At 44.1% G+C, this 25,469-nt stretch carries 23 protein-coding genes; 17 read left to right on the top strand and 6 right to left on the bottom strand.

Features of this window, described 5'->3' with window-relative positions; all coding sequences use genetic code 11:
- The first annotated feature begins 175 nt into the window (after window positions 1–175).
- Complete coding sequence (locus MHUN_RS10270) at window positions 176–985, top strand: ABC transporter permease (RefSeq protein WP_048067438.1); 810 nt, start codon at window positions 176–178, stop codon at window positions 983–985.
- Window positions 985–2,052: an ATP-binding cassette domain-containing protein gene (locus tag MHUN_RS10275; RefSeq protein ID WP_011448952.1), complete on the top strand. Its 1,068-nt coding sequence runs from the start codon at window positions 985–987 to the stop codon at window positions 2,050–2,052. Before MHUN_RS10270 ends, MHUN_RS10275 begins: the two co-directional genes overlap by 1 nt.
- Before the next feature lie 11 nt (window positions 2,053–2,063).
- On the opposite strand, the gene MHUN_RS10280 is transcribed toward MHUN_RS10275, so the two are convergent.
- The 4 genes from MHUN_RS10280 to MHUN_RS10295 are packed head-to-tail and all read right to left on the bottom strand — an operon-like array spanning window position 2,064 to window position 6,510.
- Window positions 2,064–3,062 (bottom strand): formylmethanofuran dehydrogenase subunit C, encoded by a 999-nt coding sequence (locus MHUN_RS10280; RefSeq protein ID WP_011448953.1) that lies wholly within the window; start codon window positions 3,060–3,062, stop codon window positions 2,064–2,066.
- Between the two features lie 13 nt (window positions 3,063–3,075).
- The gene (locus MHUN_RS10285; RefSeq protein ID WP_011448954.1) at window positions 3,076–4,776 is read right to left on the bottom strand and encodes a formylmethanofuran dehydrogenase subunit A; all 1,701 of its coding nucleotides are present in this window, start codon (window positions 4,774–4,776) and stop codon (window positions 3,076–3,078) included.
- Window positions 4,777–4,789: 13 nt separating this feature from the next.
- On the bottom strand, window positions 4,790–6,109 hold the full coding sequence (locus tag MHUN_RS10290) for a formylmethanofuran dehydrogenase subunit B (RefSeq protein WP_011448955.1): 1,320 nt from the start codon (window positions 6,107–6,109) through the stop codon (window positions 4,790–4,792).
- On the bottom strand, window positions 6,109–6,510 hold the full coding sequence (locus MHUN_RS10295; RefSeq protein WP_011448956.1) for a molybdopterin dinucleotide binding domain-containing protein: 402 nt from the start codon (window positions 6,508–6,510) through the stop codon (window positions 6,109–6,111). The genes MHUN_RS10290 and MHUN_RS10295 overlap by 1 nt, the downstream gene beginning before the upstream one ends.
- 1,004 nt (window positions 6,511–7,514) lie before the next feature.
- Here MHUN_RS10295 and MHUN_RS10305 point away from each other — a divergent pair.
- Entirely contained in the window at window positions 7,515–8,153 is a 639-nt protein-coding gene (locus MHUN_RS10305) for an FmdE family protein (RefSeq protein ID WP_011448957.1), read from the top strand.
- Between the two features lie 104 nt (window positions 8,154–8,257).
- On the opposite strand, the gene MHUN_RS10310 is transcribed toward MHUN_RS10305, so the two are convergent.
- Window positions 8,258–9,781, bottom strand: a complete 1,524-nt coding sequence (locus MHUN_RS10310) for a hypothetical protein (RefSeq protein WP_011448958.1) — start codon at window positions 9,779–9,781, stop codon at window positions 8,258–8,260.
- Between the two features lie 452 nt (window positions 9,782–10,233).
- Here MHUN_RS10310 and MHUN_RS10315 point away from each other — a divergent pair, with 452 nt between their 5' ends.
- The 14 genes from MHUN_RS10315 (at window position 10,234) to MHUN_RS10380 (ending at window position 24,949) form a co-directional block, all read left to right on the top strand.
- Complete coding sequence (locus tag MHUN_RS10315; protein ID WP_011448959.1) at window positions 10,234–10,647, top strand: molybdopterin dinucleotide binding domain-containing protein; 414 nt, start codon at window positions 10,234–10,236, stop codon at window positions 10,645–10,647.
- Window positions 10,647–11,978 carry a formylmethanofuran dehydrogenase subunit B gene (locus tag MHUN_RS10320; RefSeq protein ID WP_011448960.1) on the top strand — a complete coding sequence of 444 codons (1,332 nt, stop codon included), beginning with the start codon at window positions 10,647–10,649 and terminating at the stop codon, window positions 11,976–11,978. Before MHUN_RS10315 ends, MHUN_RS10320 begins: the two co-directional genes overlap by 1 nt.
- Window positions 11,978–13,693, top strand: a complete 1,716-nt coding sequence (locus MHUN_RS10325) for a formylmethanofuran dehydrogenase subunit A (RefSeq protein ID WP_011448961.1) — start codon at window positions 11,978–11,980, stop codon at window positions 13,691–13,693. The genes MHUN_RS10320 and MHUN_RS10325 overlap by 1 nt, the downstream gene beginning before the upstream one ends.
- Before the next feature lie 14 nt (window positions 13,694–13,707).
- Complete coding sequence (locus MHUN_RS10330) at window positions 13,708–14,508, top strand: formylmethanofuran dehydrogenase subunit C (protein WP_011448962.1); 801 nt, start codon at window positions 13,708–13,710, stop codon at window positions 14,506–14,508.
- 110 nt (window positions 14,509–14,618) lie between these two features.
- Entirely contained in the window at window positions 14,619–15,641 is a 1,023-nt protein-coding gene (locus MHUN_RS10335) for a methyltransferase family protein (protein ID WP_011448963.1), read from the top strand.
- A gap of 18 nt (window positions 15,642–15,659) precedes the next feature.
- Complete coding sequence (locus tag MHUN_RS10340; protein ID WP_011448964.1) at window positions 15,660–15,932, top strand: hypothetical protein; 273 nt, start codon at window positions 15,660–15,662, stop codon at window positions 15,930–15,932.
- Between the two features lie 67 nt (window positions 15,933–15,999).
- Window positions 16,000–16,380, top strand: a complete 381-nt coding sequence (locus tag MHUN_RS10345) for a molybdopterin dinucleotide binding domain-containing protein (protein WP_143709467.1) — start codon at window positions 16,000–16,002, stop codon at window positions 16,378–16,380.
- A 5-nt stretch (window positions 16,381–16,385) separates the two neighbouring features.
- A complete protein-coding gene (locus MHUN_RS10350; RefSeq protein ID WP_011448966.1) occupies window positions 16,386–17,789 on the top strand; it encodes a formylmethanofuran dehydrogenase subunit B in 1,404 nt (467 codons plus the stop codon).
- Window positions 17,790–18,146: 357 nt separating this feature from the next.
- Entirely contained in the window at window positions 18,147–19,181 is a 1,035-nt protein-coding gene (locus MHUN_RS10355; protein WP_158498213.1) for an ABC transporter substrate-binding protein, read from the top strand.
- Between the two features lie 6 nt (window positions 19,182–19,187).
- Window positions 19,188–19,832, top strand: coding sequence for a class I SAM-dependent methyltransferase (locus MHUN_RS10360; protein WP_011448968.1), 645 nt, complete (start codon window positions 19,188–19,190; stop codon window positions 19,830–19,832).
- Window positions 19,829–21,586 carry a radical SAM protein gene (locus MHUN_RS10365; RefSeq protein WP_011448969.1) on the top strand — a complete coding sequence of 586 codons (1,758 nt, stop codon included), beginning with the start codon at window positions 19,829–19,831 and terminating at the stop codon, window positions 21,584–21,586. The genes MHUN_RS10360 and MHUN_RS10365 overlap by 4 nt, the downstream gene beginning before the upstream one ends.
- A 63-nt stretch (window positions 21,587–21,649) precedes the next feature.
- Complete coding sequence (locus tag MHUN_RS10370; RefSeq protein ID WP_011448970.1) at window positions 21,650–22,075, top strand: hypothetical protein; 426 nt, start codon at window positions 21,650–21,652, stop codon at window positions 22,073–22,075.
- A gap of 109 nt (window positions 22,076–22,184) precedes the next feature.
- Window positions 22,185–23,231 (top strand): ABC transporter substrate-binding protein, encoded by a 1,047-nt coding sequence (locus tag MHUN_RS10375; protein ID WP_011448971.1) that lies wholly within the window; start codon window positions 22,185–22,187, stop codon window positions 23,229–23,231.
- Window positions 23,232–23,251: 20 nt separating this feature from the next.
- Window positions 23,252–24,949 carry a radical SAM protein gene (locus MHUN_RS10380; RefSeq protein ID WP_011448972.1) on the top strand — a complete coding sequence of 566 codons (1,698 nt, stop codon included), beginning with the start codon at window positions 23,252–23,254 and terminating at the stop codon, window positions 24,947–24,949.
- 148 nt (window positions 24,950–25,097) lie between these two features.
- Here the strand turns inward: MHUN_RS10380 and MHUN_RS10385 are convergent, their stop codons facing one another.
- The gene (locus MHUN_RS10385; RefSeq protein ID WP_011448973.1) at window positions 25,098–25,361 is read right to left on the bottom strand and encodes a hypothetical protein; all 264 of its coding nucleotides are present in this window, start codon (window positions 25,359–25,361) and stop codon (window positions 25,098–25,100) included.
- Window positions 25,362–25,469 lie beyond the last annotated feature (108 nt).

Genomic DNA, 25,469 nt, shown 5'->3' on the forward strand with positions numbered 1-25,469 from the left:
TGAAAAAACATATGATTTTATTAAAAGGGATATTTTACACCCTCTTTCCTGTCTTTTTGAAAGTACCATGCAATAAAACCTCTCACTCCATAAAATCCAGTCGTCCGGATTCGCATGCATATATGGTTTTGGTAAACAAGATAATTCGAAAAATTACATTCTGTATCCCGAATCCATGAAAGGGAAATTTAAGGTGTATTCTGGCTTCTGGTTTCAGGGTTTTCTAATTCTCCTCTCTGGATCTCTGATACTCCTATTCTGCCTGGTATTTACGAGTCTCGTCCTCTGGCCTGACACACATGCCCTTATCCGGGTACTAACTTCCGAAGAGATTTTGTTTTCGATTCAACTGTCCCTGATCACATCACTCATCTCTACCATATTCTGCGCCGTTATTGCTCTCCCTGTTGCATATGCACTTTCCCGATACCACTTTCCAACATCAGGATTCATGGGTATGGTCATCAGCCTTCCCCTCTCCCTCCCACCACTGGTCGCTGGTATTGCCCTTCTGATATTCTTCGGACCATCTTTTTTCGGTAATATTCTCCGCTTTATCGGGATTGATATTGTGTATACCACCACCGCAATTGTTATCGCTCAGTTTTTTGTAAATGTTCCGTATCTAATCAGAGTCATGCGGTCTGCTTTTGATTCAGTACCTCCCCGGTATGAGCATGTGGCAAGAACACTTGGAGCATCTGAATCTGCCGTATTTTTGCAGGTCAGTCTTCCCATGTCCCACCAGGCTCTTCTTGCAGGACTTACCATCACCTGGTCTAAAGCCATGGGAGAGTTTGGAGCTGTCCTAATGCTCGCTGGTGCAACCAAGATGAAAACTGAGACATTGCCAATAGCCCTGTATCTGAATATCTCAACCGGGGATCTTGACCTGGCCATTGCGTCAGCGACCATTTTAATGGCAATCTCGGTAGGAACATTACTTGTCTTTGAACACTGGTTTGGAGTAAAAAGGAAGGTATAGTGCCACTAGAAATTATGGGATTATCCAAAACCCTCGGTGATTTTCATCTCAGGAATGTGACCCTGACAATAGATGATAGTGAATATTTTATCATTCTTGGACCTTCGGGAGCTGGAAAGAGCCTATTACTCGAGACTATAGCGGGAATTTATTCTCCAGATTCCGGAAAGATAATTCTGGATGGTACTGACATAACGGATCGGCCGGCACGACTTCGGCATATAGGGATGGTATACCAGGATTACATGCTTTTTCCATATCTGAACATAGAGAAAAACATTGGATTTGGACTGAGACAACTCAGGCACCCATCTCATGACATCAGAAAAGCGACGGAAGGTATTGCTTCACTTCTTGGAATTACCCACCTCTTATCCCGTCGTCCGGATACCCTAAGTGGCGGAGAACAGCAACGGGTAGCCATTGCCCGTGCCCTTGTCATAAAACCGCGGATTCTTCTGCTCGATGAACCATTGTCCGCTCTTGACGCCATCACTCATAAAAAAATGCGAAATGAGTTAGCAAGAATCCCTATGCTTACAGGTGTGTCTGTCATTCATATCACGCATCATGCAGAGGATCTTATCTCACTTGGGCACCGAACAGCAGTCATGGACAATGGAGCCATCGTGCAAATTGGAAGTCCTGATGAGATCTTTCAAAACCCCAAAACACCCTTTGTTGCTGCCTTCACCGGAATGGAAAATTTATTCTCCGGTATTGCAATGGATAGTCATGAGGGGAAGGTGATCAGGATTGGTCAGGTAAAAATACATGTCATCACCCCATATACCGGCCCGGTTCAATGTGGTATCAGACCTGATGCTCTCATCTTTTCACGCGAACCTTTGAAATCCAGTGCACGAAATGTCCTCATGGCAACGGTAACAAAGATAAGACGAATGGGATCCATTGCATGGGTAGTAATTGATTGTGGAATTTTCCTAACTGGTGTTCTAACCATTCAGAGTTTGTACGAACTCAGGATTGATGAGGGGGATACCATCTTTATTGCATTCAAGGCATCAGCGGTAATGGTATTTCCCGAAGAAACACAAAAAAAATAAAAAAAAAAAGATTATCTCTTGAGTCCGTCGATAAGACGTGAGACCTGCATGGGTTTCATGTCAATATCAAAGGTATCATAGATGTAGGTTCTGACCTGCTGGACGGTTGGCTCCTGACCTTTGAATGCTTCTTTAACCTGTTCAAGTTGTTTGTCGGTCAATTTTTTCTTGCTTTCTGCACGGGCTGCCGGTGCAGCGGCCTCAGCCTTGCCGGATGGAACGTAGATCTTTCCATAGATGATCTCTCCTTTCCGCTTTCCATGCCGCTCGCCCATGTCACCAATCCAGACCTGGAACATCTGTTTTTTACCGTCGAGTTCGACTTCTTCCTCACCCTTCAGGATGTAGGTGGGCATCATCCGCTCGACCTGACCAAGGACAAAGATGTCTCCCTTGACCATCTGACCACCGACACGGCCTTTTGCATTGCCACGGACGATGATCTTACCGCCTTCTGCATGGGTTCCCAGGTGAACATCAACATTGCCGCCGATATCGATGGTACCGCCGTTCATAAAGGTTGCAGTATCGGATCCTGCGTTGCCCTTCACGATGACCTTACCACCCTGCATCCCTCTCCAGTCTCCACGGTATGAAGCTGCAAGGTAGTTCTTTGCATTCCCGTCAACGATGAACTCGCCACCGGTCATACCAATGGCACAGAATGAGTCAACATTTCCCTTGACATGGATCTTCCCGCCTGCCATCCATGCCGCGGTATACATGTCTGTATTGCCCTGAACCTCGATCTCTCCGGCGGTCATCTTCATACCGATGTACTTGACCTTGTCAGTCGGCCCGGAGATGATGATCTTGGTGTCTGCAGCAGTGGCTCCTCCCTTCCCTTCTACAGTGAAGTAGTCGCTGATTTTTGCAGTGGTGTTTCCGAGGTGAACGTGTAATTCTCCAATCTGCTGTGCAGTCTTACCTGCAAAGTGGTCAGGAGTGATGTTTTCTGCTTCAAGGTACAGTTCGGGAACTTTCGTGAGGGTAAGTTTTACTATATCCATTCCTTGTCACTCCTTAGTTGGAATCTACCTCAATGACGTACGGATTTGGTACGTAGTGGTTTGATACCTCGTAGTTGTTCAGGTTCATACTGTAGAACTTGAGGAACTTCATCTGGACATCCCGTTCTACCTGTTCGTTCATCGGGACTTTGGCATCAACCCAGAGGGTACGCTTGTTTCCGTTGTTGATGACTTCACCATTCTCTACAACGAGGGTTCCACTCTTAAAGACATAATCTGCTGCAGAGAACGCCTTCTCGATCTCTTCCGCATCCTTGATCTTGTCTTCGTTCAGGTCATAGACGACCACATCGGCGTCCATTCCAGGGGCAAGACCACCAAAGGTGTCATACAGACCAAGTGATTTGGCAGGTCCGGCTCTGGTCATCTGGGCAATCTCATAGAGGGTCAGTTCACGGTCGATGGAAGCAAGGTTGGTTGCTGCAATGACCTTGTCAGAGTTCTTAAAGCCCTTGAGCATGGCCTGACGTGACTTGTCAGACATAAGCCACTTCATGATACGCGGGTACCGGGTGAATGGTCCTGCATTCGGGTGGTCGGTGGTGATGAAGGTTCTCATCGGATCTTTTGCAAGGAGACCAAGTTCAAGACCAATTGCCCACTGAATAGCGCATACCTTGATGTTCGGGTCGTACACGTAGGGAACGATACCAGAGCTGGTCTCAAGTTCGACATCCACATTTGCCCACTTGAGGTGGTTTAATGAGGTAAGGTGGTGCTCGAACGGACCGTCGGCGGTCATGGTCGTGGTCTCATCAAGGGTAACACAACCAAGATCCATGGTCATGTTCTTGTTCTTGTTGAAATAATCCGCGATCTCCTTTGCTCCTGACTCAAAGTTTGCCCATGAGTCACCCTTGTAGCTATGGAACTGAACGTGGGTATGGTGAAGGACCTGTTCTCGACCGAACTTGTTGTTTGGTTTGACTCCTTCTGCAATCTTTAAGGTATCAAGGGTTGTGGTATAGTTCCCTGGATTTCCAAGATTGTTTGAGTGGATGTGAATCGAGTGTGGAAGGCCCATCTTCTCGTTTGCAGTCAGAAGACCCTTTACAATCTCTGCGGGGGTGATGTCAAAGTACGGGACCGGATCATTGACGGTTGTACAGTTCTCTCCCCATCCCCATGCTTCAGAGCCACCGGGGTTGACGATCTTGATTGCATATCCTTTGGTAGTCTTGAGCAGCCAGGAGATGTATGCACAGACATTGTCCATCTCGTTGTTTTTCAGGTACTCAAAGACGAACCAGTTATTTCCAAAGACCGGGAATGCTCCTTCGTCGATGATTGGAGTGTCCTTGATCTCTTCATGGACGTGCCGTGCATAAAGTGGCGGCATTGCAGCTTCCATGACGGTGGTGTATCCCATCCGGGCGTATTCATACCCGGTCTTGAAGGTGGTCGGGATTGAGAACCCGCCTGACATACGGGTGTTCTTTCCGGTTGGCTTGTAGGTGAAGAGTTTGTCTTCCGGACGGTAGTTTCTTCCTTCGTTGACTTTTGGACCGGCGACGTGTGCATGGACTTCAACTGCACCGGCCATGACCGTCTTGCCCTTTGCATCAATTACTTTCGCTTTATTGGAGACCTTGTCTGCAATCTTTCCATCCTTTATACAGACATCGGCAACATCTCCTTTTAATCCAGTCTTTGGGTCGTAGACCTTTCCATTTTTAATGATATATTCGCTCATGATTATTACTCCCTTAATTTGCCTTGAGTTCTTTGACCCTCTTTAAGACTGCTTTCAGGAACTCCTCATCGGTCATCATTCCTTCCGGTGGTTCGACAACTTTTCTGGCTTCAATCGGGACGTTATCCATACGATAGCAGTTGCCACCGACTTCTACTCCCACAAAGGCGACCGGGACATGGACTTTGCAGATGGCGGTGGTCGGAGTGATATGCGGGTCAATTGCGACTGATGGGAGCCGGGAGATCTCTTTGACACATTCCATTGGGAAGTGTGCACCAGGGTCACTGCCCAGGACAAACATGGCATCAATCTCCTTTCTCTTCAGGACTTCGATGGTTCCGGTCTCACCTGGGTTGTACCGTGCAAACCCTCTGGAGAGGTCGACAGAGTATGGGAATCCGAACTGCCAGCCGAGGACCTGACCTGAACCGGTCACATTATAGTGTCCTCTCATGGCTATGATGGAGAACTTGGTGTAGTCATTGAGGTCTTTTGTCAGCATGATGGCTGCATCGATGTTGTGATCCTTTCCAAGGGACTGGGTCACTCCCATACCGAAGAAGATGACTCCGAACCGGCCGGACTTTAAGAGTTCAGCTGCCTCGTAGACCTTTTCCTTCGGGACTCCGGCGATAATGTCTCCGGTCAGTTCATTTCCACGGACTGCTGCACGGAGTGCCTGGAGCAATTCATAGTCATACCCCTGTTCAACCTGAAGGTGAACATCTGCAAGGCTTGCGGTATCGGTCGGACGTGGATCCACGACGATGATCTTTCTCTGTTTCTGACCCTTTCCGGTGAAGTAACCACGGGGGAAGATGGAATACCGGGACATATGGCGGGGGTGGGCATGAGCCGGGTTGCATCCCCAGAAAATAACACGATCTGCACGGTTCTTGACTTCTCCAAGGGTACAGCTTGGGATACCTACATTCTGCACTGCAATAAGGGTTGTTCCGTGACAGACGGCAGCGGTATTATCGACGAGTGCACCACAGAGTTCTGCAATCTCATGTCCTACACTCTGAGATTCACAATTGGTTGAGGACCAGCCGTACATAGATGGCTTTTTCGCATTTGCCAGCATCTGTGCGGTATATTCGATGGCCTCATCGTAGGTTATCTCTTTGAAGGATCCGTCTTCCTGAAGTTTCTGCGGACGGGTTACCCGGTGTGAGTGATCAGATGCATGAAGGAATTTCTCCGCTCCGATGGCGCAGGCATTCTCAACATTCAGGATCTTTTTTCCTTCATCATCTGTGGTGACAATCAGATCATCGCAAAGAGTCCCACAAAATGGACAGATGACATCAGTACATGTTTTTGACATTATGCATCACCCCAGCACTTAGCCCTGACAAGTTCCAATGAGTTCAGGACTTTTTCCTTCTCTGCTGGTTCAATAGTAATCGGGACTCCTTTAAAAGTGGGCATACCGGTGCTGTACGTTTCAGGGCTGGTCACACTGTTTGCCCATGGTCCCATGGGGATGAAGGCAACGCCCGGATGCGGCCCCTGGGTTGCTTCAATTGCCTTTACGACAACTTCTCCATATTCACTTTTTACCTTGACATTGGTATTTTTCATGATGCCAAGGCGTTTAAAGTCAGAATCATCGATCTCAATGATCCCGCAGGCTTTCATGTATTTGTCAGTCTCTTTTCCGCCTTCCATTGACGCACCCTGCTGAATGGTACGTCCGGAAATCAGATTGATGGAAATTGTGCTCATAATGCTCCTCGTAACGAAGAAAATCGCCGATGAACAGTCATACGACCGGATAGCCGGTTATATGATGCATGTCCCGGAACATGCAGACCTGAAGTACTCTGATAGTCCCGTGATAACAGAAATTTTCTCTTTTCACTATATAAATTCATTGTTTTGCTTTCTTCAAAATGATGATTTATTGGTGAATGAGCAAAAAAAGTTAGCATAATAGGCATTATTAGAAGGATTATAAATATTATAATTAACCCCATAATAATGATAAAACCACGCAAAATTTATGTGCAACATTAGAAGAATTAACATCAAAAAATTAACTCCAATCCATGGTAAAATGCATTCTTATGAAGTTCCGCGCATTATGGTGATTATCGGTGAAAATTCGTCATTCTGTTATTGATTCATGGAAAATTGTGAAGATGTTAATAATTCGTTTTTAATAACGAACCCTAAATTGAGATTACAAACCATATAGAAAGGCAGAATCATTCATGAAGGAAGAACTCGGGAAAATCCTTCACGAATTCGGGTTGATTCTGCCTCTATCACGTTAAACATGTGCCCGGTGGTATATCCGAGCAATACATCATAGAGAGTATGACGTGATAACCGTATCGGTTTTCTCACAAATTATGGTGAAAATTGGTGAAAAAAATTAGGGAGGAATAACCTAATTTAGTTTACTTATATCTATTTTTAGTCATACATATTAATATTCACTATCGCGTGAATAGTTGATCACTTATGCTATAATAATGGTGAAAATATTCTAAAAGTAGTTTACTACCTACTCCATTGTTATCAGTATAAATTATGGTGCCGCAAAAATGTTGATTATTGGTGAGATACTCAACAATATTTTTACATAATTCATTTAACATACTGCATAATCAATAGAAATGGATTTATTATTAGAATGATGAAAATTCTCTCTCGAATGTTTGTGATCATTTCTGAAGAGGTAAACATATCAATTAGTATATGTCTTGAAGTCAAACATTAATTACATGTCCAAACTCGGGGACGAATACTCAAAAGAGGAAATTCTTTCTCTGCTTAAAAAAAATGGGAGTGATCCTACCATTGTTAACTGGTTCGACCAGTGTATTGATTTTCATACATTTCCTGCTCCAGGTCTGCTCATTGGCATTTATATGGTCGATAAGGCTCTCGAGCTTCTGGGGGCAACCCCTGGAGAGAAATTGTATGCAGTGTGTGAAACGACGAAATGTGCACCGGATCCACTGCAGGTAATCACTCACTGTACTACCGGAAATCATCGTCTCACTGTCATCCCGATCGGTAGATTTGCACTTACAATGAATCGTCCGAGTTCAGACGATCATGCTGTGGGCTTTCGAGTAAAGGTTGATGTGGGAAAACTTGATGGAACTCCAACACTTAAAGCATGGTTTGCTAATTCATCAGATTTTGATGGCATGACTATGAAAAAGAAACTGGTGGAAGAAATTCTGGATATCGGAACCGGAATGTTATCCTGGGAAAAAGTCCGGATACCTGTCAGCCATAAAAAGAAATGGAAGACAGTTATCTGTACGTCATGTGGTGAACCTGTTCCGGACAACCTTGTTGAAAATGGCCTTTGTCCCGGATGTGGAAGTCAGAAATATTACGAAAAAATCTGACATAAATAATCTTCGGGATAGTAATCTCGCTCTCTTTTTTTGCTGTTCCCTGTTACTCCAATGGTATATGTGTTCGCTATTTTTTTTGGGGAGGAGAGTACTGATCAGACGGCGGGGATACCTCCGAAATACGATAATAATGTCTTCTGTCTTCTGGATAACTTTGCTGGGACCACCAATGGGTGCGGTGATGTTATCACATGAATCGGTACGAGTTCAGTTATTAATGCATCAAATGATAAAATACCCTCAAGATGTGCCTGTCCAAGCCGTTTCAGGATAAAAGTCTTCATCATCACCGATAAAAAACAGATAAAAAGCATACCCATCTTTATCCGTTCAGTCTGGTGCCCTTCAAGATCCCGTTTGAAATCACGATAGAGCGAGAAAATATCCCGTTCAATTTTCCATCGTGCATCAGTCAATAGGAAGCATTCCTCCCAGGAAAAATCTCCCTGGAACATGACAAGAGAACGTGACAATCTGCGAATCTCATTTGTAATCATCTTTTGATTCCTTTTAACACCCTTATTATTGAATACCGGGATGAAAAATTCATGTTCCATTCCCGCGACCTCAAAAATTAGTTCTGTCAGTGAAGCTGGATCATTCTCACCCTGAATAATCATATCCTGGATATTTTGCAGATTTTTTTCAAATACATAGCGGATCTTTTGCTCTTTTTTTAAATTGTGAAGAATATATCCACGGACCGGAACATATCCAACTAAAACCGTACACTCTTTTAAAAAACAAGGTTGGCCCATATATGAACACTCAATACCCGGACTAGTGTGTTCATCCCAATCCATTATCGTGGTCCGTGCGGGATCATAGGTGATGTCGGGTCTAATAATAAAGGGGTACCCAATTGAGGCTAAATTTTGGATGAGGACAGGTGAAAAGTAATCCCAGTTTGGTAAAAGAATTCCTCCTGGTATTCTGCCTGAACTTATAATACTTAATGATTCCTCAATAAAATTCCTTCTTATATCGGTCATTTCACATCCGGTAAGGACCCTGAGTTCCGGATCATATATCATCCGAATTCCCAAGTCCCCTTCAAGCAGATCTTTATAGGAATACCCTTCTCCCCGTGACCCCTTAAAAAGGGAATAATCTGTTACTCTCCCGGACATAATGATACGTTTGTCAGAAAAATTGTTAATCATCGAGAACATGCGAGAAAAAAGTCCAATTACCGGCCGATTCGAGATAGTATGGAGAAGTTGGAAGATTGAAATAGGATCAGCAATCACTCCTGGAATCAAATGTGAAATCCAGGTACCAGAGAGCCATGAATTTACCTGCCTTATAGAACAGGGAAGAATAAGCCGGTTTATTGCCAAAACCAGGAGGAGTGAAACTTCCTCAGGAGAAAAACAGCTTAAAAGTGCTTCAAATAGTTTATACTCACGGATTGCCCAATGAGCCGGTATATATTGTCCAAAATCATACACCCCCCCGGTCTTCGGGATACGTGTCTTTCTGACTGGTGCACCATCAATATTTCGTCCCAGATATTTTGTTTTCTGTTTCCATTTCCCTGAAATTTCGTCAAAATAGGGGGTAATTTCATACAGATATTCATGACCTTTGATCTTCTTTTTCCTGATAAATGGTTTCATGTCTGAATCGATATTGCGTAGTGCCTAACTCATTCTTTGGTTTGTATCGACTAATAATGTTTTGAACATCATGTAGATTTGTTATGCTTAATTTTTTATAAAGTAAATTGTCATATTCAAAATTCAGGTTAGGGCTTAATTGTTGAATTATTTTTCAATTTAATCTTATCATCAGGTTCACATTGCCAGGGTTTCCTGACACAACCAGATCCACTTTCCTTCCTTTCAAGGACATTTTGTTTTTCGTCGATTTATTCACCTCATGTCACTCGAAGAATTGATGCCTAACTTCACATTTCGAATATGTTCTTATAGAGATATCCAAAGAATACATGATACGATCAGGATTCATGCCCTGCCTATCGGGGAAAGGGTACATCTGCCTGATCTTATCTGCAAAAATTCAAAACAGTTCGGGTGTTTTGAAAAATATAGGATTTTCGGGAGATCCTATGAAAGCAAAAAAAACGTTAAACATGATAACCCAGCGGGCTGTTGAAGAAGGTATTGCCATGGAGATCGGGAAAACTTCACGGCAGTACTTTGACGCCTGCAGCATCATCGAGATGAACGAACAGGACATGAAAGAACTTGGTATTATGAAAAATACCAACGTCCGTGTAAAAAGCGAATCCGGTGAAGTGGTGGTGAAAGCAGTCGTTGGTCGCCAAACCTGTTATCCTGGCCTTTGTCATATCAGACAAGGAGTCTGGGCGAACCAGGTTGTTCCCCCACGAACCCAGTCAACCGGTGCACCCCAGTACAGTGGATTTCCGGTAACGGTCGAACCTGTTCCAAATGAACGGTTGAAAACTGCCCTTGAACTGGTTCAGGGTGCTGTCGGTATGTGGAAGGGTGACCAATAATGCCAAAAGTAATAGAAAATGTCGGATGTCCCTATTGCGGATGCTCCTGTGATGATGTCCGCATTACTGTTTCAGACGATGGAAAGGACATTCTGGAAGTAGAAAACGTCTGTGCAATCGGAACGGAAATCTTCAAGCACGGTTGTTCTAAGGATCGGATCCGACTTCCCCGTATGAGACAACCGGATGGCTCCATGAAAGATATTTCCTACGAGGAAGCAATCGACTGGACTGCACGACATCTGCTTAAGGCCAAAAAACCCCTCATGTACGGGTTTGGGTCTACCAATTGTGAAGGTCAGGCAGCAGCAGCACGTGTAATGGAAATTGCAGGGGGTATGCTTGATAACTGTGCAACTATCTGTCACGGACCATCGTTCCTTGCAATATTCGACAACGGATATCCCAGCTGTACACTAGGAGAAGTCAAGAACCGTGCAGACGTGATCGTCTACTGGGGGTCTAACCCAGCACATGCGCACCCACGTCATATGTCCCGGTACTCTATCTTTCCGCGTGGTTTTTTCACCGGAAAGGGCCAGAAAAAGAGGACTGTCATTGTCATCGATCCCCGGTTTACTGACACAGCAAATGTAGCAGATTATCATCTCCAGGTTAAACAGGGTCATGATTATGAACTTTTCAATGCCTTCCGAATGGTCATTCACGGCCATGGAAAAGACCTTCCTGATGAAGTCGCTGGAATTAAAAAAGAGACGATCCTTGAAGTTGCAGAGATCATGAAGAATGCCCGGTTTGGAACTACATTCTTCGGGATGGGTCTGACTCATACTGATGGAAGAAACCATAATATCGACATCGCTATCTCCCTGACTCGTGACCTGAACAAGATCTCAAAATGGACCATCATGGCAATGAGAGGTCATTATAACATTGCAGGCCCTGGGGTGGTCTGGTCCTGGACATTCGGGTTCCCTTACTGTCTTGACCTTACCAAACAGAACCATGCCCACATGAACCCTGGTGAGACCAGTTCGGTTGATATGGCCATGCGTGATGAAGTCGATATGTTCATTAATATCGGAACCGACGCCGCTGCACACTTCCCCATTCCTGCAGTAAAACAGCTTAAAAAACACCCCTGGGTTACTATTGACCCAAGCATCAATATGGCATCCGAGATATCTGATCTGCACATCCCAGTCTGTATCTGTGGTGTTGATGTCGGTGGTATCGTCTATCGAATGGATAATGTGCCAATTCAGTTCAGAAAAGTCATCGAACCACCGGAAGGTGTCATGGATGACGAGACTCTCCTGAATAAGATCGCTGACCGTATGGAAGAACTGAAAGCGAAGGGTGAAGCCTGATGTCAGAACTTCTTATTAAGAACGGGTATATATTTGACCCAATTTCAGGAATAAAAGGAGATAAAGCAGATATCGCCATCAAAGACGGGAAGATCGTTGACAAGGTATCCTCAAAGGCACAGGTCATCGATGCATCAGGAAAGACCGTCATGTCTGGTGGAGTGGATATCCATACACACGTATCAGGTCCGAAAGTAAACACGGGCCGGATGATGCGTCCGGAAGACAAGTTTTTCCGTGGGTCATACCGTGGCGGGATTATAAAACAGGGTAAGCGTATGGAGATGGGTTTTTCGATTCCGTCCACATACAAGACCGGTTACGCATATGCCCGAATGGGATACACCTTCACAAACGAAGCAGCAATGCCACCACTTCTGGCACCACACGTGCATGAAGAGTTCCGTGACACCCCCATCCTAGACCAGGCTGCCATGCCGGTTTTCGGTAACAACTGGTTCTGCTTTGAATATATCAAAAACAAAGAACTTGAGAACAATGCAGCATACGTTGCATGGCTGCTCAATGCCACCAAAGGTATTGGTATCAAGGTCGTCAATCCAGGTGGAACCGAAGCCTGGGCATGGGGAGAGAACTGTACAACCATCAATGATCCGGTCCCGTACTTTGACATCACCCCTGCAGAGATAGTGAAAGGGCTAATAGAGACGAACGAGTACCTTGGACTTCCTCACTCAGTCCACATCCATGGGAATAACCTTGGAAATCCCGGTAACTACAAGGACACCCTGGACACGCTTCGTCTTGCCGAATCATACAAAGCAAAGAATAAATTCGGCAGAGAACAGGTTCTTCATAACACTCATATCCAGTTCCACAGTTATAAAGGAACTTCCTGGGCTGACTTTGAGTCAGGTGCAAAGGAAATCATGGATTATGTGAATGCCAACAAGAACATCACATGTGATATCGGACAGGTCACTCTAGATGAGACGACCACAATGACTGCTGACGGTCCATTCGAGTATCACCTCAACCAACTTAATCACATCAAATGGGCAAACGTTGATGTCGAACTTGAGACCGGCTCTGGTGTTGTGCCCTATATCTATGACAAAAATATCAAAGTATGTGGTATTCAATGGGCAATCGGGCTTGAACTTGCACTCTATGCAAAGGACCTGATGCGGGTTCATATCACTACCGATCATCCGAATGCTGGACCATTCACTCGGTACCCCTGTGTCATCAAGTGGCTGATGTCCGAGAAAGCACGTAAAGCAACCCTTGACACTATGAAGTGGAAAGACAAAGTCATTGCTGCAAGTAACATTGCCTCAATGGACCGTGAACTCGGCCTTTATGAAATTGCCATGATGACCCGTGCCGGCCCTGCAAAAGCCCTCGGACTTGCAGCCATATATGGTAGCCTTGTAAAGGGTGCAGACGGAAACGTGGCAATATACAACCTTGATGCGAATGATCTTCCGTCAGATCCTGAACTCATCGAAGCGGCCTTCCAGAACACTGCGTATACCATCAAGGAAGGTGTAGTTGTTGTTAAAGATGGAGAAATAATTGCAGAGCCGCATAAATACACCCTCTGGACGAAAGTCAATATGCCTGAAAATGCACAGGTTATGCATGACATCAAAGAGAAATTTACCAAGAACTACACTGTGAATCTAGAAAACTATGCAGTATTTGATGAACATGTGCACAATCCACGGGCAATTGAACTGGATGTAGCATAAAGGAGGAATGAAGAATGGAAACCATAACAATGACTCTTGTACAGGAGCCTGAATTATTCCTTGAATGCTATAGTGTCACTCCGGACTTATTTGCAGGAAAAAGCCTTGCAGAGATTGCAGATCTTCCGGCACATGAAGGAAAGATTCAGTGGAAACTTGGAGATTTTTTTAAATTTGAAGGAAAGGCCGGTGAAACCGCTGCTGATACGAAGATCGTGGTAAACGGAAATGTGCGCCGGATGAAGCGATTTGGACAGCAGATGACTGCAGGTGAGATCATCATTAACAGCGATGCTGATATGTATATCGGTGGCTGGATGAAAGGCGGTAAGATCACTGTGAAAGGTAATGCAGACAGTTTTCTTGGTATCGCCATGGAAGGTGGAGAGATCCTGATTGAAGGCGATGCACAGAACCATGTTGGCAGTGCTTATCGTGGAGACTGGCGTGGTATGAGTGGTGGGCTTATCAGGGTAAAAGGAAAAGCTGGAAATGATATTGGCACTGCCATGACCGGCGGGACCATCATCATCGAAGGTGATGCATTCATCCATGTCCTCACCCATGCAGAAGGAGGCACCGTCATCATCAAGGGTGATGTCGAGGGTCGTGTCGGTGGCCAGATGGTTAAGGGAGATGCATACATCCTTGGTAATCTGCTTTACCCACTTCCTGGTTTTAAGAAAGTTGCAACCGTTGAAAAAGAAGTCGATGGCGCAACCTATACCTTTGATCAATTCATCGGAGACCTTGGTGAGCGAAAGGAAAAGAAGAAAGGTGAAATTATTTACGGGAATATTTTCCTTAAAAAATAAACTTTTTTATGTATCTACCTTATATATTCCTATAATTATTTATTTCTGCAGAATCAGAGTGTTAAATAAAATATTTTTTATTTCTTGAAAGTTCAATAATGTGATACACCATGAGTGATGAGATACACGAGATCCTGAAAATTCCTGACCTGCCGGTTATTGAGATTGTAGATGACCTGGTGCAGGTGTTCAAAGAATTTATGGTCGTGAATGCTGCTTTAAAACTTGACCTGTTTTCATGGCTTGCAGAAAACGGACCGGCAACTCCTGAAAAATTGGCTACAGGAACCGGAATCCGGGCGGAATATGTAACCAGTCTTCTTGGTATGCTCTATTACCTTGATATGGTCAGAAAAGCAGGGGATGAGTTCTCGATATCTCCTGCTGCCCGGATGAATTTCGTCAGAAACAGTCCTTTTTACCAGGGGGACTATATCATGAATCTCCCGGCAGACGATTCACCATGGAAGGATCTTGCTGTGTATCTGACAAAGCCTGAACAGAAAACGACATTTGATACGTCTTCTCTCCAGGCAGTTCGATCAGAAGCAAATCATGCTCTCCGCGGAACGATTCAGAGTGTGACAAATGTACTGAAGACATGGGATAGGTTTTCGGATGCAAAAAAATTTCTGGAAATGAATGGAGGACATGGTCTGTATGCCATTGCGGCCTGCCAGAATAATCCGCAGATGACAGCAACTGTTCTGACCGGATCTGCTGACCCCTCGGTTGCCAAAGAGTATGTTGTTCGTTTTGGTATGGAGGACCGTATCCGTGTTCTACCTGGCGATTTATCTGTATACACCGATCAGGGATGTGATATAATTCTCATCGCTCATGCTCTCTATAGTATGATTGACAGACTTGATGATGTTCTCTCAAAGGTGTCATCTATTCTGACGCCGAATGGACTTTTAATCTCTAATCACTGGTTCTCACGGCCGCCTATTGGTACTGGTATGCAGGGATTATATGAACTGGAACTTGCCATCCACAACCATTACCATGAACTGCCGGATAAGGAACTTTTTGAATCTTTGTGTTTGAAACACAATCTTCCCATTCTTCAGGCTGGAGTCATAAGGTCCCGGTATGGGGAATCAACAATTCACATGGCAGAAAAAAAGTAATATATGGAGATATCTGGTATGAGCAGACATGAAATTGAGAAATTCACTCCATTTGACCGACTGAGCGACGAAGAACTTCGTAATGCAATGATTATGCATATCAGGATGGGATATATCCTGAAATTCCCTGGAAAATCCAAGGATGCTGAGGATGTTGCCAGGGGGATTGTTGGGAAGCTTACCCTTGAGCAGATGAAAGAAATTCATCCTCATACGTTTTTCACTAATAAAAACGGGAGCGAACGCCCCAAAAATCCATATGATCTTGCAATGGAACTGATTCAGGGATAGATAATTCCTTTCCGCTGTAAAAAAAATGGTTGGGCTCTGATATATGATACCTGATAATCACTTCATCATGATAACCCAGAGATCAATTGAAGAGGGGATTGCTATGGAAAAAGGTAAGCAATCCAAAGAGTATTTTGATGCCTGTAGTGTTATTGAGATGAATGAACTGGATATGCTTATGCTGGGTATCGAAGAAAACACTCCTGTTCTGGTAAAGAGTGAGTGTGGCCAAGTGGTGGTTACTGCAATCGTTGGTTTGCAGATACTCAAACCTGGGATGTGTCATATCAGACAAGGGGTCTGGGCTAATCAGATTGTTCCATGTAGAACCCAATCAACCGGTGTTCCACAATACAGTGGTTTTCCGGTCACTATTGAACCGGCTAGAGATAGAAATGTTTTAAATGTTTACGAATTACTTTATTCATCTCTTGGGGTTACGAGGTAAAAATTATGGTTCTGGTCCGTGAGGGAATCGGATGTCCTTACTGTGGGTGTTCCTGTGATGATGTCCGGATTACGCTTTCGGATGATGGGAAAAAAATTCTGGATGTTGAAAATGCTTGTGCAATTGGAACAGAAATTTTTCTTCATGCAACGAATCACCACCGAATAACCCATCCACGAATTCGTCAACCAGATGGAAGTTTTAATGAAATTTCCTATGAAAAAGCAATAGATTTTGTAGCCACAGCAATCCTGAATGCCAAAAAACCCCTGATGTATGGATTTGGTTCAACTACTTGTGAAGCTCAGGGTGCTGCTGCTCGTCTCATGGAACTAGGAGGTGGTGTGCTTGATAATTGTGCATCTATTTGTCATGGCCCGTCCCTCATGGCATTTTTTGATAATGGTCACCCAACTTGTACCTTAGGCGAAGTGAAAAACCGTGCAGATGTCATCCTGTACTGGGGGGCAAATCCAGTTCACGCTCATCCCCGTCATATGTCACGATACGCTATCTATCCGATTGGGTTTTTTACAGGGAATGGACATCTTCGGCGAACGGTTATTGTTGTTGATCCGAGAAAAACGGACTCCGCAGGCACTGCTGATTATCATCTCCAGATAGAACCTGGCATGGATTATGAGTTAATTAATGCATTCCGGATGGTGCTCTATGGGTTTGAATCTGATATTCCTGAGATGGTTGCTGGCATCCCAAAACAGTCTATTCTGGAAATATCAAAGGTATTGAGGGAAGCGAAATTTGGTGTCTGTTTTTTTGGTATGGGTCTTACCCATACCGATGGCCGGAATCACAATGTTGATATTGCTATCTCATTGATGCGTGATTTAAACGCAGTATCAAAATGGTCAATTATGGCTATGCGGGGCCACTTTAATATTGCCGGGCCAAATATGGTCTGGTCATGGTCATATGGATTTCCTTATTGCCTTGATCTCACCAAAGGAGAACATGCTCATATGAACCCCGGAGAAACCAGTACCATTGATCTTGCAATTCGCGATGAGATTGATCTTTTTATCAACATAGGTACCGATGCAGCGGCTCATTTTCCTATTGATGCAGTCAGGCATCTGAAGAAGCATACTTGGATCACGATAGATCCAAATATGAGTATGGCAGCAGAAATTGCCGATCTGCATATTCCTGTAGGGATTTCGGGGATTGAGGTTTCTGGAATTGTATACCGGATGGATAATGTTCCGATTCAGTACAGAAAAGTTATTGATATGCCGGATGGGATGCTCTCTGATGAAGAGGTTCTGAACAGAATATCTGAAAGGTTGGAAGAGTTGATGGAATCAGAGCGTGTAAAAGCAGAGGTGCCGGATATATCTCTTCAAAAAGGCATAAGTCCTGCACCTGGTTTTACCCAGTCACTCATATAATCTGTTTTTAAGAGGCTGTTGCATGAATAATTTTCATTAGCACTATAAGGTCAATTCGCCCTGTGAACTTTTGGATTCACAATGTTAATTTTCCTTATTGTATCACTAAAAATGATTTGTGCAACAGCCTCTTTAATCAGGTGTATAACCTGAATCTGCTTTTATTATTTCCAAGTCTATTCAGGTATCAAGAGATTAGTAAGTTAACACATTCAGCTTAGCAAATCACAAAAGATCTATTTTTTAAATTCATTAAATATACTTATATGGGAAGTTAATGAAGATTTGAATTAATTCTGGGAGAAACCAATGACAAACAAAGGACTATACGTATTCTTTTTTGTGGTATGCATAATTTTGCTAGGCATTTCACTGGTATCAGCAGACACTCAGGCATCTGAACGGGTGATTTCTGATGCTCTTGGCAGAGAACTTACTATCCCTACAGAGATCACCGGAGTTGTAAGCACTGCCCCACCCACAACAATGACCCTGTACCTGATTGCACCGGATCTCATGCTTGGATGGAACTCTGAACTCACACCGCTCCAGAAAATGTATATTCCTGAAGAATACCAGAGCATCCCCGTCGTTGGAGGATGGTTCGGTAAAACTGACGGTAATTTTGAGACATTTATCAAACTCAATCCGGACATCATCCTTGAAGGCAGAACCATCACCGGAGAACCAACTGATGTACATGCCGTTGAGGAGAGACAGTCGCAATTCGGCTCTATCCCACTCATTACAATCCAGGATACTGCAAACATCTCAGGATATGCAAAATCGATCTCCTTTATCGGTGATATCCTGAACAAAAAAGAAAAATCAGATGCCCTGGTTGCATATTATCAGACCGCTCTCAAAACCGTCAAAGATGCAGTCTCAACGATTCCTGAAGGAGAGAAGATAAAGGTCTATTATGCAGAAGGACCGGATGGTCTTGCAACCGATCCAAGTGGATCCCAGCATGCAATGCTCATAGACTACTGCGGCGGCAAAAATGTTGCCGAGACGACCATCACACCCGGTTATGGTATGACTCCTGTCTCTCTTGAACAGGTACTCAGCTGGAATCCGGAGGTCATCATCGCCAGCGATTCTAAATTCGCATCATCTGTTCTCACCGATCCGCTCTGGAAGGATGTCCCGGCAGTTCAGTCAGGCAGAGTATACGCAGTCCCCCTTACACCATTCTCCTGGTTTGACCGTCCACCGGGAACGAACCAGATCCCTGGCCTGTACTGGATGCTCCACACCCTGTATCCGGAAAAATTTACAACCGAGCAGCTGAAAGAGAAGATTACTGAATTTTATTCATCATTCTATGGAGTAGAGGTATCCGCATCACAACTGGATGGTCTGCTCAGTGATGTTCCGGTTTATGAATGATGACATATGGAACAAAAAGATGACCAAAAAATGGGAAAGAAAGACAGCAAACATTTTTTAACGATTGCTGACACCATTTTTTCTCCCATTTATCCTGTTATTGCAGAGCAGATTGTCACGAACACCGGTATTCATTCCGGGACAGCCCTTGATGTCGGAACCGGACCAGGACATCTTGCAACCGCCCTGGCTCTTGCATCTGATTGTACGGTTCACGCTCTTGATTGTTCACCTGACATGATAGAGATCTGTCAAACCAGGGTTTCAGAAAAAGGACTAACCAAGAGAGTCATTCCGGCACTGGGGGATGTGAGTGAAATTCCTTATGGTGATAATACCTTTGATCTCATCATCAGCAGAGGATCATGGTTTTTCTGGGAGGATTTATCAAAAAGCCTTACAGAGATTTACCGGGTTCTAAGGCCTGGTGGGAAAACCTATATCGGAGGCGGGTTTGGAACCGCTGCATTAAAAGAACAGATCGTTGCAGCGATGAAAGAGAAAGATTCTGATTTTGAAACCGGAATGAAGGAGCGAATGACGTCCCGGTCACCTGATATCATCACATCAACTGTAGAGAAGATCGGCGTGACCAATTACTCTCTTATTAATGATGATTCTGGTATCTGGCTCATGATGGTGCGGGAATGACCGTCTGTCCATACTGCCCTCATCACTGTGACATTGCAGATAGGGGCACTGGTATCTGTGGTATGTATACCGCAGTCAATGATTACATAATTGAGCGGTTTCCGGATCACTGGCTGATGGTAACTCCGGTATCGGTGGAGACGATCCCCTTTGTCCATGCTTTCCCACAGGCGAAAGCGCTTCAAATCAGTACTATCGGATGTAATTTGAAATGTCCGGGATGTGTATCTGAAGTACTGGTGAGAAAACCGGATGACATGGGAACCGGCCTTCGGTACCAGTCAGCAAAAGCCATTATCGATGAAGCGAAGAAGAAAGACTGCAGGGGAATTTTATTTTGTCTGAATGAGCCGACCGTATCCCTTCCCTCTTTCCTGAAAGTTGCCCACCTGGCAAAAGAAAAAGGGATGTTTGTCGGGTGTTCATCGAATGCCTATTTTTCAGAGTATACCTTAAACCTTCTTATTCCGGTTCTCGATATGATAAATATCGGGCTCAAAGGTAAAGATGAGAAGAATATCAGGGCTTGTGGAATTATTGATGACAAAGTGGTCATCCAGAACATCAAAAAGCTCGTACAGGCAGGAGTCCATGTTGAAATTGCTCTGATGCATGCAAAGGGGCAGGAGAACGAGCTTATTACCCAGGCTAAAGAGATTGTCTCTATTTCAGACAAAATACCAATTCAGGTCATGCGGTGTATGGCATTTGGAGATCTTGGCCAGGAGTATGAGCCTTCGATTCCGGAATCTGAACTCCTGTGTGATCAGCTGCGTGAATTTGCTTCCCACGTATATCTCTTCAATTCACCAGGAACTGCGTATATCAATACCGTCTGTCCGGATTGTGGAGATGTATTATCAACCCGTGAAATGTACGGACCTATGGGATGCAGACCGGTAACATTTCTGGATACCGGGTTATGTTCATGCGGATACCAGGTTCCTCTCTCTGGATCAGCATCACCTTCCCGGTATGAAGAAGAAGGTATGGATGGCGGATACCGACCGACCCGTGCTCTTGAATTTATCCAGGGAATTGTTACCTGCCTAGGAGTTGATGATCCCCTTTGTGCTCCCCGGCTCTGGAAATTATACCTTGCCCATGGGAAGATCAGTTCAATACACCAACGAATTCAAAAGATAACATCATATTATGATATTATCCGAGAAGTAGCAGAAATTGTTGACAAAAAGGATGAAGGGATAGAGTTGGTGTCGGTCCTGGAAGAGATGAAAACCCAGGTTACTGATACCGTTAAAGGGATGACTCATCCCCGTGTCCTCTACACCATGGGATACCCGATATTCTCACTGAACGGGGGCAGATTTGAGAATCTGCTCGTAGATCTGGCTGGTGGCGATCCCGTGAACCGGATGATAAAACGGTCAGGAAAACCTGGAGTAAACCTTTCTCATGAAGAATTTTTGTCGCTCAATCCTGACTGGATATGCATATCAGGTCTTTTTTCTCTTCCGAAAGAGGAGTGTATTGCATATTGCAAAAACAATAATCTCATGGTTCCTGCAATAATAGAGAATAAGGTCATTGAAGTACCGCCATCGTGGGACTTTGGAAGTCCGCGATGGATTCTTGGTCTTATGCTTCTGGCGCAGTCATTCCATCCCGAAAATTGTACCTGGAACATGGATGAGGTTGCTGACCAGTTTTACCAACGATTCTATCATGTTCCCTATCAATCGGTTCAGCCAACCCGGTCGTTTATCAAGGCGTCTGCAAAAATTTTTGGATAATTTTTCCCATTTTTCTCGAAAACACTGCAGCGGTATATTCTTTGCTACACAAACCAACCTTCTATGATCACTGTGAATATTATCAAGGTTCTTCGAAGAGATGTTTTGAGTGATGATTACCTGAGTACGGATTATCTGCTATCAGGTCAAATTACACTCGAAGGGCTGGATATTCTCTCCCAGGGGGCCTATACCATAACCGGATACCAATACCTCTCTCCATGCTATCAGATTCAAAAACCTGAAAATATTCAGATCACTGGTATTTTACAGAGTTGTGTTATCCGGGTCACCTACCCTGCATACACCGAAGGATACATGAAAGAGTATCTATCTGCTCTTGTCACCCTTATTTCAGACCAACAACATGCGCACTCATTTGTTCAAACCCTATACGATGATATAAAAATGGTTTTCAGATCCAAATTTCATCGGAGAAGAACTGAAAAATCTGAAATAGGGAAACGCTCGCTCATTTTTATAGAATGATCAACTTAGGTAATTAAAAAAGATCAACTTCTGCCGCACAATTAGGTAAATTATTATTACAGAGTTAACATAATGCATTACGATCAAGAGATCATCTTTGGAGAAAATTATGCATGTATCGTTGACTCGTATATTCTGTATTCTTGTTACAGGTCTTTTACTAATTCCTGGATGGACAGGTGCTGAGGGTACAATCTCAATTGCCGATATTACAGGCAAACAGGTAGAAATTCCGGCGGATGTGACCAGAGTGGTTACCGTCGATCCCTTTTCCAGCCAGTTTATCTATGTTATCGGAGCAGATGACAGACTGGTCGGAACCTGTATCGGACCAGCGAACAGGGATCTGGTGAATAAAACTCAGCCCAATCTTGGTTCACTTCCGTCTGCCGGATGTAAAACAAACGTTAATCTTGAAGAGTTGATGAGACTAAACCCAGAACTCGTTATTTCTTCAGTGGATTATACCTCAATCAACAATGATATCGAGAGGGTTTCCATCCCTCTTGTACAAATTGATCTAGAAAAGGCTGAGGATCTGGTAAAAAGTTATGAAATAATCGGTAAAATTTTTGGAAAAGAGAAAGAAGCCCAGGAGTTTATCGATTATTACAACCAGAAGATGAATACTGTTGAGGAGACCGGAACAAGCATTCCTGAAGACCAAAGAAAGAGTATTTACTTTGGTCAGCGGTCACCGCTCCAGACACTTGGTGATGATTATTATGAAGCTGAAATAGCCCGGATTATTGGAGCATCAAATGCAGCAAAGGGCCTTTCTGGTGGGGATAATACGGTCACCATGGAACGGGTATACGAATGGGACCCAAGTGCTGTTGTCCTTCTTCCCTATTGCCCGGCAAGTGTTGCTGATATTCTGGCTGACCCGGCCTGGGAGTCACTTCCAGCAGTCAAAGAGAAGCAGGTCTTCAGAATGCCGAAATACCTCATGAGCTGGGAACTTCCGGTTCCGGAGTCAATTCTCGGGACCCTCTGGCTTCAGAGTGTCATCTATCCGGAATCGGTTTCATTTGATATCAAAGATGAAATAAAGAGCTTTTATAAAAAGTTCTATCGGATTGACCTTTCTGATGAAGATGTGGAGAACATTTTTTCAGACGACACTCAGATCATTCTGAATAAACCTTCACCATAATTTTTTTCCTGGTGACCAGAATGGAATGCGAAATGTGTGGTCACCGGTGTAGTATTCAGGAAGGAGGATATGGAAGATGCAGGATGTATACCTGCAAGAATGGGGAGATATCAGAGCGTTTCCCCGACCTTTACCTGGCTCTCTGGCCAGGTGCTATTGAAACCATTCCTTTTCTTCACTATACTCCTGGTGGACGTTATCTGCTTCTTTCTACTATCGGGTGTAATCTCTCCTGTGAAGGGTGTGTATCATATGTCCTGGCAAAGAACCAGGATTTATTAACCGATGCTCTGATTCATGCAGAGCCGACAGATGTTCTCCGGATGGCGAGAGATAACGCCTGTATCGGAGCGGTTTTTTGCCTGAATGAGCCGACAGTCTCCCTCGAAACGGTTGCCCGTGTAGCCCGGGAATTGCATGCGGCTGGATTATCCATGGGGTGTGCCTCGAATGGATGTATGTCGGAAAAAGCGCTGGATGTTCTTTTAGACCACATGGATTTTATCACCATCGGACTGAAAGGACTCTCAGATCAGGCATACCAGATCAACGGGGCTCCCTGTAATGCAGAACAGGTCTTTCAAACCCTGAAAACAATCCATTCCAGAAACATACATCTTGAGGTTGCTGCTGTATGCAAAACATCAGACATGGAAGAGATTGTTACTATTGCGCAGCGGATACTGGAGATATCTGCAGATATTCCCCTTCTTGTCATGCGGTTTATTCCCTTTCATGGAGCGGATACTGCGCTTGAACCCTCCGCCATTGCAGCTGAGGACCTGATCTCAGCCTGCAGGAAATATCTGCCATTTGTCTACCTTTTCAACACACCGTCAACCCGTTACCTGAATACGTATTGTCCGAATTGTAATGAGTTGCTTGTTGAGCGTTCATTTAACGGACCGATGGGGGCACGATTTTCAGGCAGGTATGCGCAGGTATGTCCTTCCTGTACTTCTTCTATCCCGATCAGAGGGGAGTGGTTTTCACAGTTCTATCAGGAACCACGGTTCAGAGGAGGATATAGAACTCCTGTTGCGCTTGATATGGTGTACAGTATCCTGAAAGCAGTGAGTATCTCTGACGAAGCCACTATGGGAATGGTGTTAACAAAACTCTTATCTAACGATTACCTGGAACAATTACAGACAAGACTTCAGACTCCAAAGGGATATATCGAATTTTTACAGGTATTACAACAATGGTCGGGGAGTCTCTCATTTGAGCCGGTCATCAGATTTCTTTCAGGAAGAGTCCAGATAATCGAGAGATATTCCAATGTACCGAATAAACCGCGTGTCCTTTCAGTCCTTTCCCATCCGCTCCTCCCCTCATATCCGGATAAGATGGAAAATACACTCATAGCACTTGCAGGAGGAGATGTTTTGAATTATGACCTGGGATATGATGAAAAATCATCTGAACGATTCACCTGGGATGCATTTCAAAAATTGAAACCTGATATCCTTGTTGTCTCAGGCCCCGGTCATCTGACTCACCAGGATTTTGTTGATTTATGCATGAGAGAAGACCTTACTGCTCCTGCAATAGAGGAAAATAATATTTTCATGGTACCTGGAACACATTTGAGCGCTGGTCCATCCTGGATCCTGACCCTGGAATCAATCGCGAATTATCTCCATCCGGACATTTTTGATTTTAACCTGGAGTATGAAAAAGCGGTTCTTCTCAAAACATTACCCGGACTTGAGTGAATACTGAGAAAAGAAAGGGCTCACAATTTTTTTAATATACCTGGCTGGCGAAGTTTTGGGAAAATAACTCTGTAATCAGGTACTCCCAAAACCCATGGATTTGCAGTTCTAAATCGGGATGAAAACTACAAATTACGGTGAAAATGTATCAGGATGCAGTGTTTTCCACGTTTTCCTGCTCCTTTACAATTTCCATAATTTGAACCTTGATTTTTTGCTTCAAAGGTACATCAGGTTTTTTTGTCCCATCCCAGGAATATCCCATAACGTCACAGAGAACGCGATTTCCACCGATCACTCTCTCGATTTTCGTTGCCTCTCCCTTATTCTGGTTGATCTGAAATTCTTTTACTACCGCATTCCATTCAGATGGATACAGCGCAATTTCATATAATTCATTTACTTTAACCATAAGTTAACCTCGCGAATGGCTATACTAGGTAGGTTATTACATTATATATCAGTTCTCATTTTTAGATTAATTTTCATGAAAAACAGCTCAATAATTTGAACACAGAAA

Origin of the sequence: Methanospirillum hungatei JF-1 (genome assembly GCF_000013445.1) — an archaeon.
Lineage (GTDB): Archaea > Halobacteriota > Methanomicrobia > Methanomicrobiales > Methanospirillaceae > Methanospirillum > Methanospirillum hungatei.

Coding starts and splice junctions, on each gene's coding strand:
- MHUN_RS10380 (WP_011448972.1), top strand. CDS start 23,252: ATGGAATGCGAAATGTGTGGTCACCGGTGTAGTATTCAGGAAGGAGGA.
- MHUN_RS10345 (WP_143709467.1), top strand. CDS start 16,000: ATGATAACCCAGAGATCAATTGAAGAGGGGATTGCTATGGAAAAAGGT.
- MHUN_RS10290 (WP_011448955.1), bottom strand. CDS start 6,109: ATGTCAAAAACATGTACTGATGTCATCTGTCCATTTTGTGGGACTCTT.
- MHUN_RS10270 (WP_048067438.1), top strand. CDS start 176: ATGAAAGGGAAATTTAAGGTGTATTCTGGCTTCTGGTTTCAGGGTTTT.
- MHUN_RS10360 (WP_011448968.1), top strand. CDS start 19,188: ATGGAACAAAAAGATGACCAAAAAATGGGAAAGAAAGACAGCAAACAT.
- MHUN_RS10305 (WP_011448957.1), top strand. CDS start 7,515: ATGTCCAAACTCGGGGACGAATACTCAAAAGAGGAAATTCTTTCTCTG.
- MHUN_RS10350 (WP_011448966.1), top strand. CDS start 16,386: ATGGTTCTGGTCCGTGAGGGAATCGGATGTCCTTACTGTGGGTGTTCC.
- MHUN_RS10325 (WP_011448961.1), top strand. CDS start 11,978: ATGTCAGAACTTCTTATTAAGAACGGGTATATATTTGACCCAATTTCA.
- MHUN_RS10375 (WP_011448971.1), top strand. CDS start 22,185: ATGCATGTATCGTTGACTCGTATATTCTGTATTCTTGTTACAGGTCTT.
- MHUN_RS10285 (WP_011448954.1), bottom strand. CDS start 4,776: ATGAGCGAATATATCATTAAAAATGGAAAGGTCTACGACCCAAAGACT.
- MHUN_RS10320 (WP_011448960.1), top strand. CDS start 10,647: ATGCCAAAAGTAATAGAAAATGTCGGATGTCCCTATTGCGGATGCTCC.
- MHUN_RS10280 (WP_011448953.1), bottom strand. CDS start 3,062: ATGGATATAGTAAAACTTACCCTCACGAAAGTTCCCGAACTGTACCTT.
- MHUN_RS10335 (WP_011448963.1), top strand. CDS start 14,619: ATGAGTGATGAGATACACGAGATCCTGAAAATTCCTGACCTGCCGGTT.
- MHUN_RS10310 (WP_011448958.1), bottom strand. CDS start 9,781: ATGAAACCATTTATCAGGAAAAAGAAGATCAAAGGTCATGAATATCTG.
- MHUN_RS10330 (WP_011448962.1), top strand. CDS start 13,708: ATGGAAACCATAACAATGACTCTTGTACAGGAGCCTGAATTATTCCTT.
- MHUN_RS10340 (WP_011448964.1), top strand. CDS start 15,660: ATGAGCAGACATGAAATTGAGAAATTCACTCCATTTGACCGACTGAGC.
- MHUN_RS10370 (WP_011448970.1), top strand. CDS start 21,650: ATGATCACTGTGAATATTATCAAGGTTCTTCGAAGAGATGTTTTGAGT.
- MHUN_RS10295 (WP_011448956.1), bottom strand. CDS start 6,510: ATGAGCACAATTTCCATCAATCTGATTTCCGGACGTACCATTCAGCAG.
- MHUN_RS10365 (WP_011448969.1), top strand. CDS start 19,829: ATGACCGTCTGTCCATACTGCCCTCATCACTGTGACATTGCAGATAGG.
- MHUN_RS10385 (WP_011448973.1), bottom strand. CDS start 25,361: ATGGTTAAAGTAAATGAATTATATGAAATTGCGCTGTATCCATCTGAA.
- MHUN_RS10315 (WP_011448959.1), top strand. CDS start 10,234: ATGAAAGCAAAAAAAACGTTAAACATGATAACCCAGCGGGCTGTTGAA.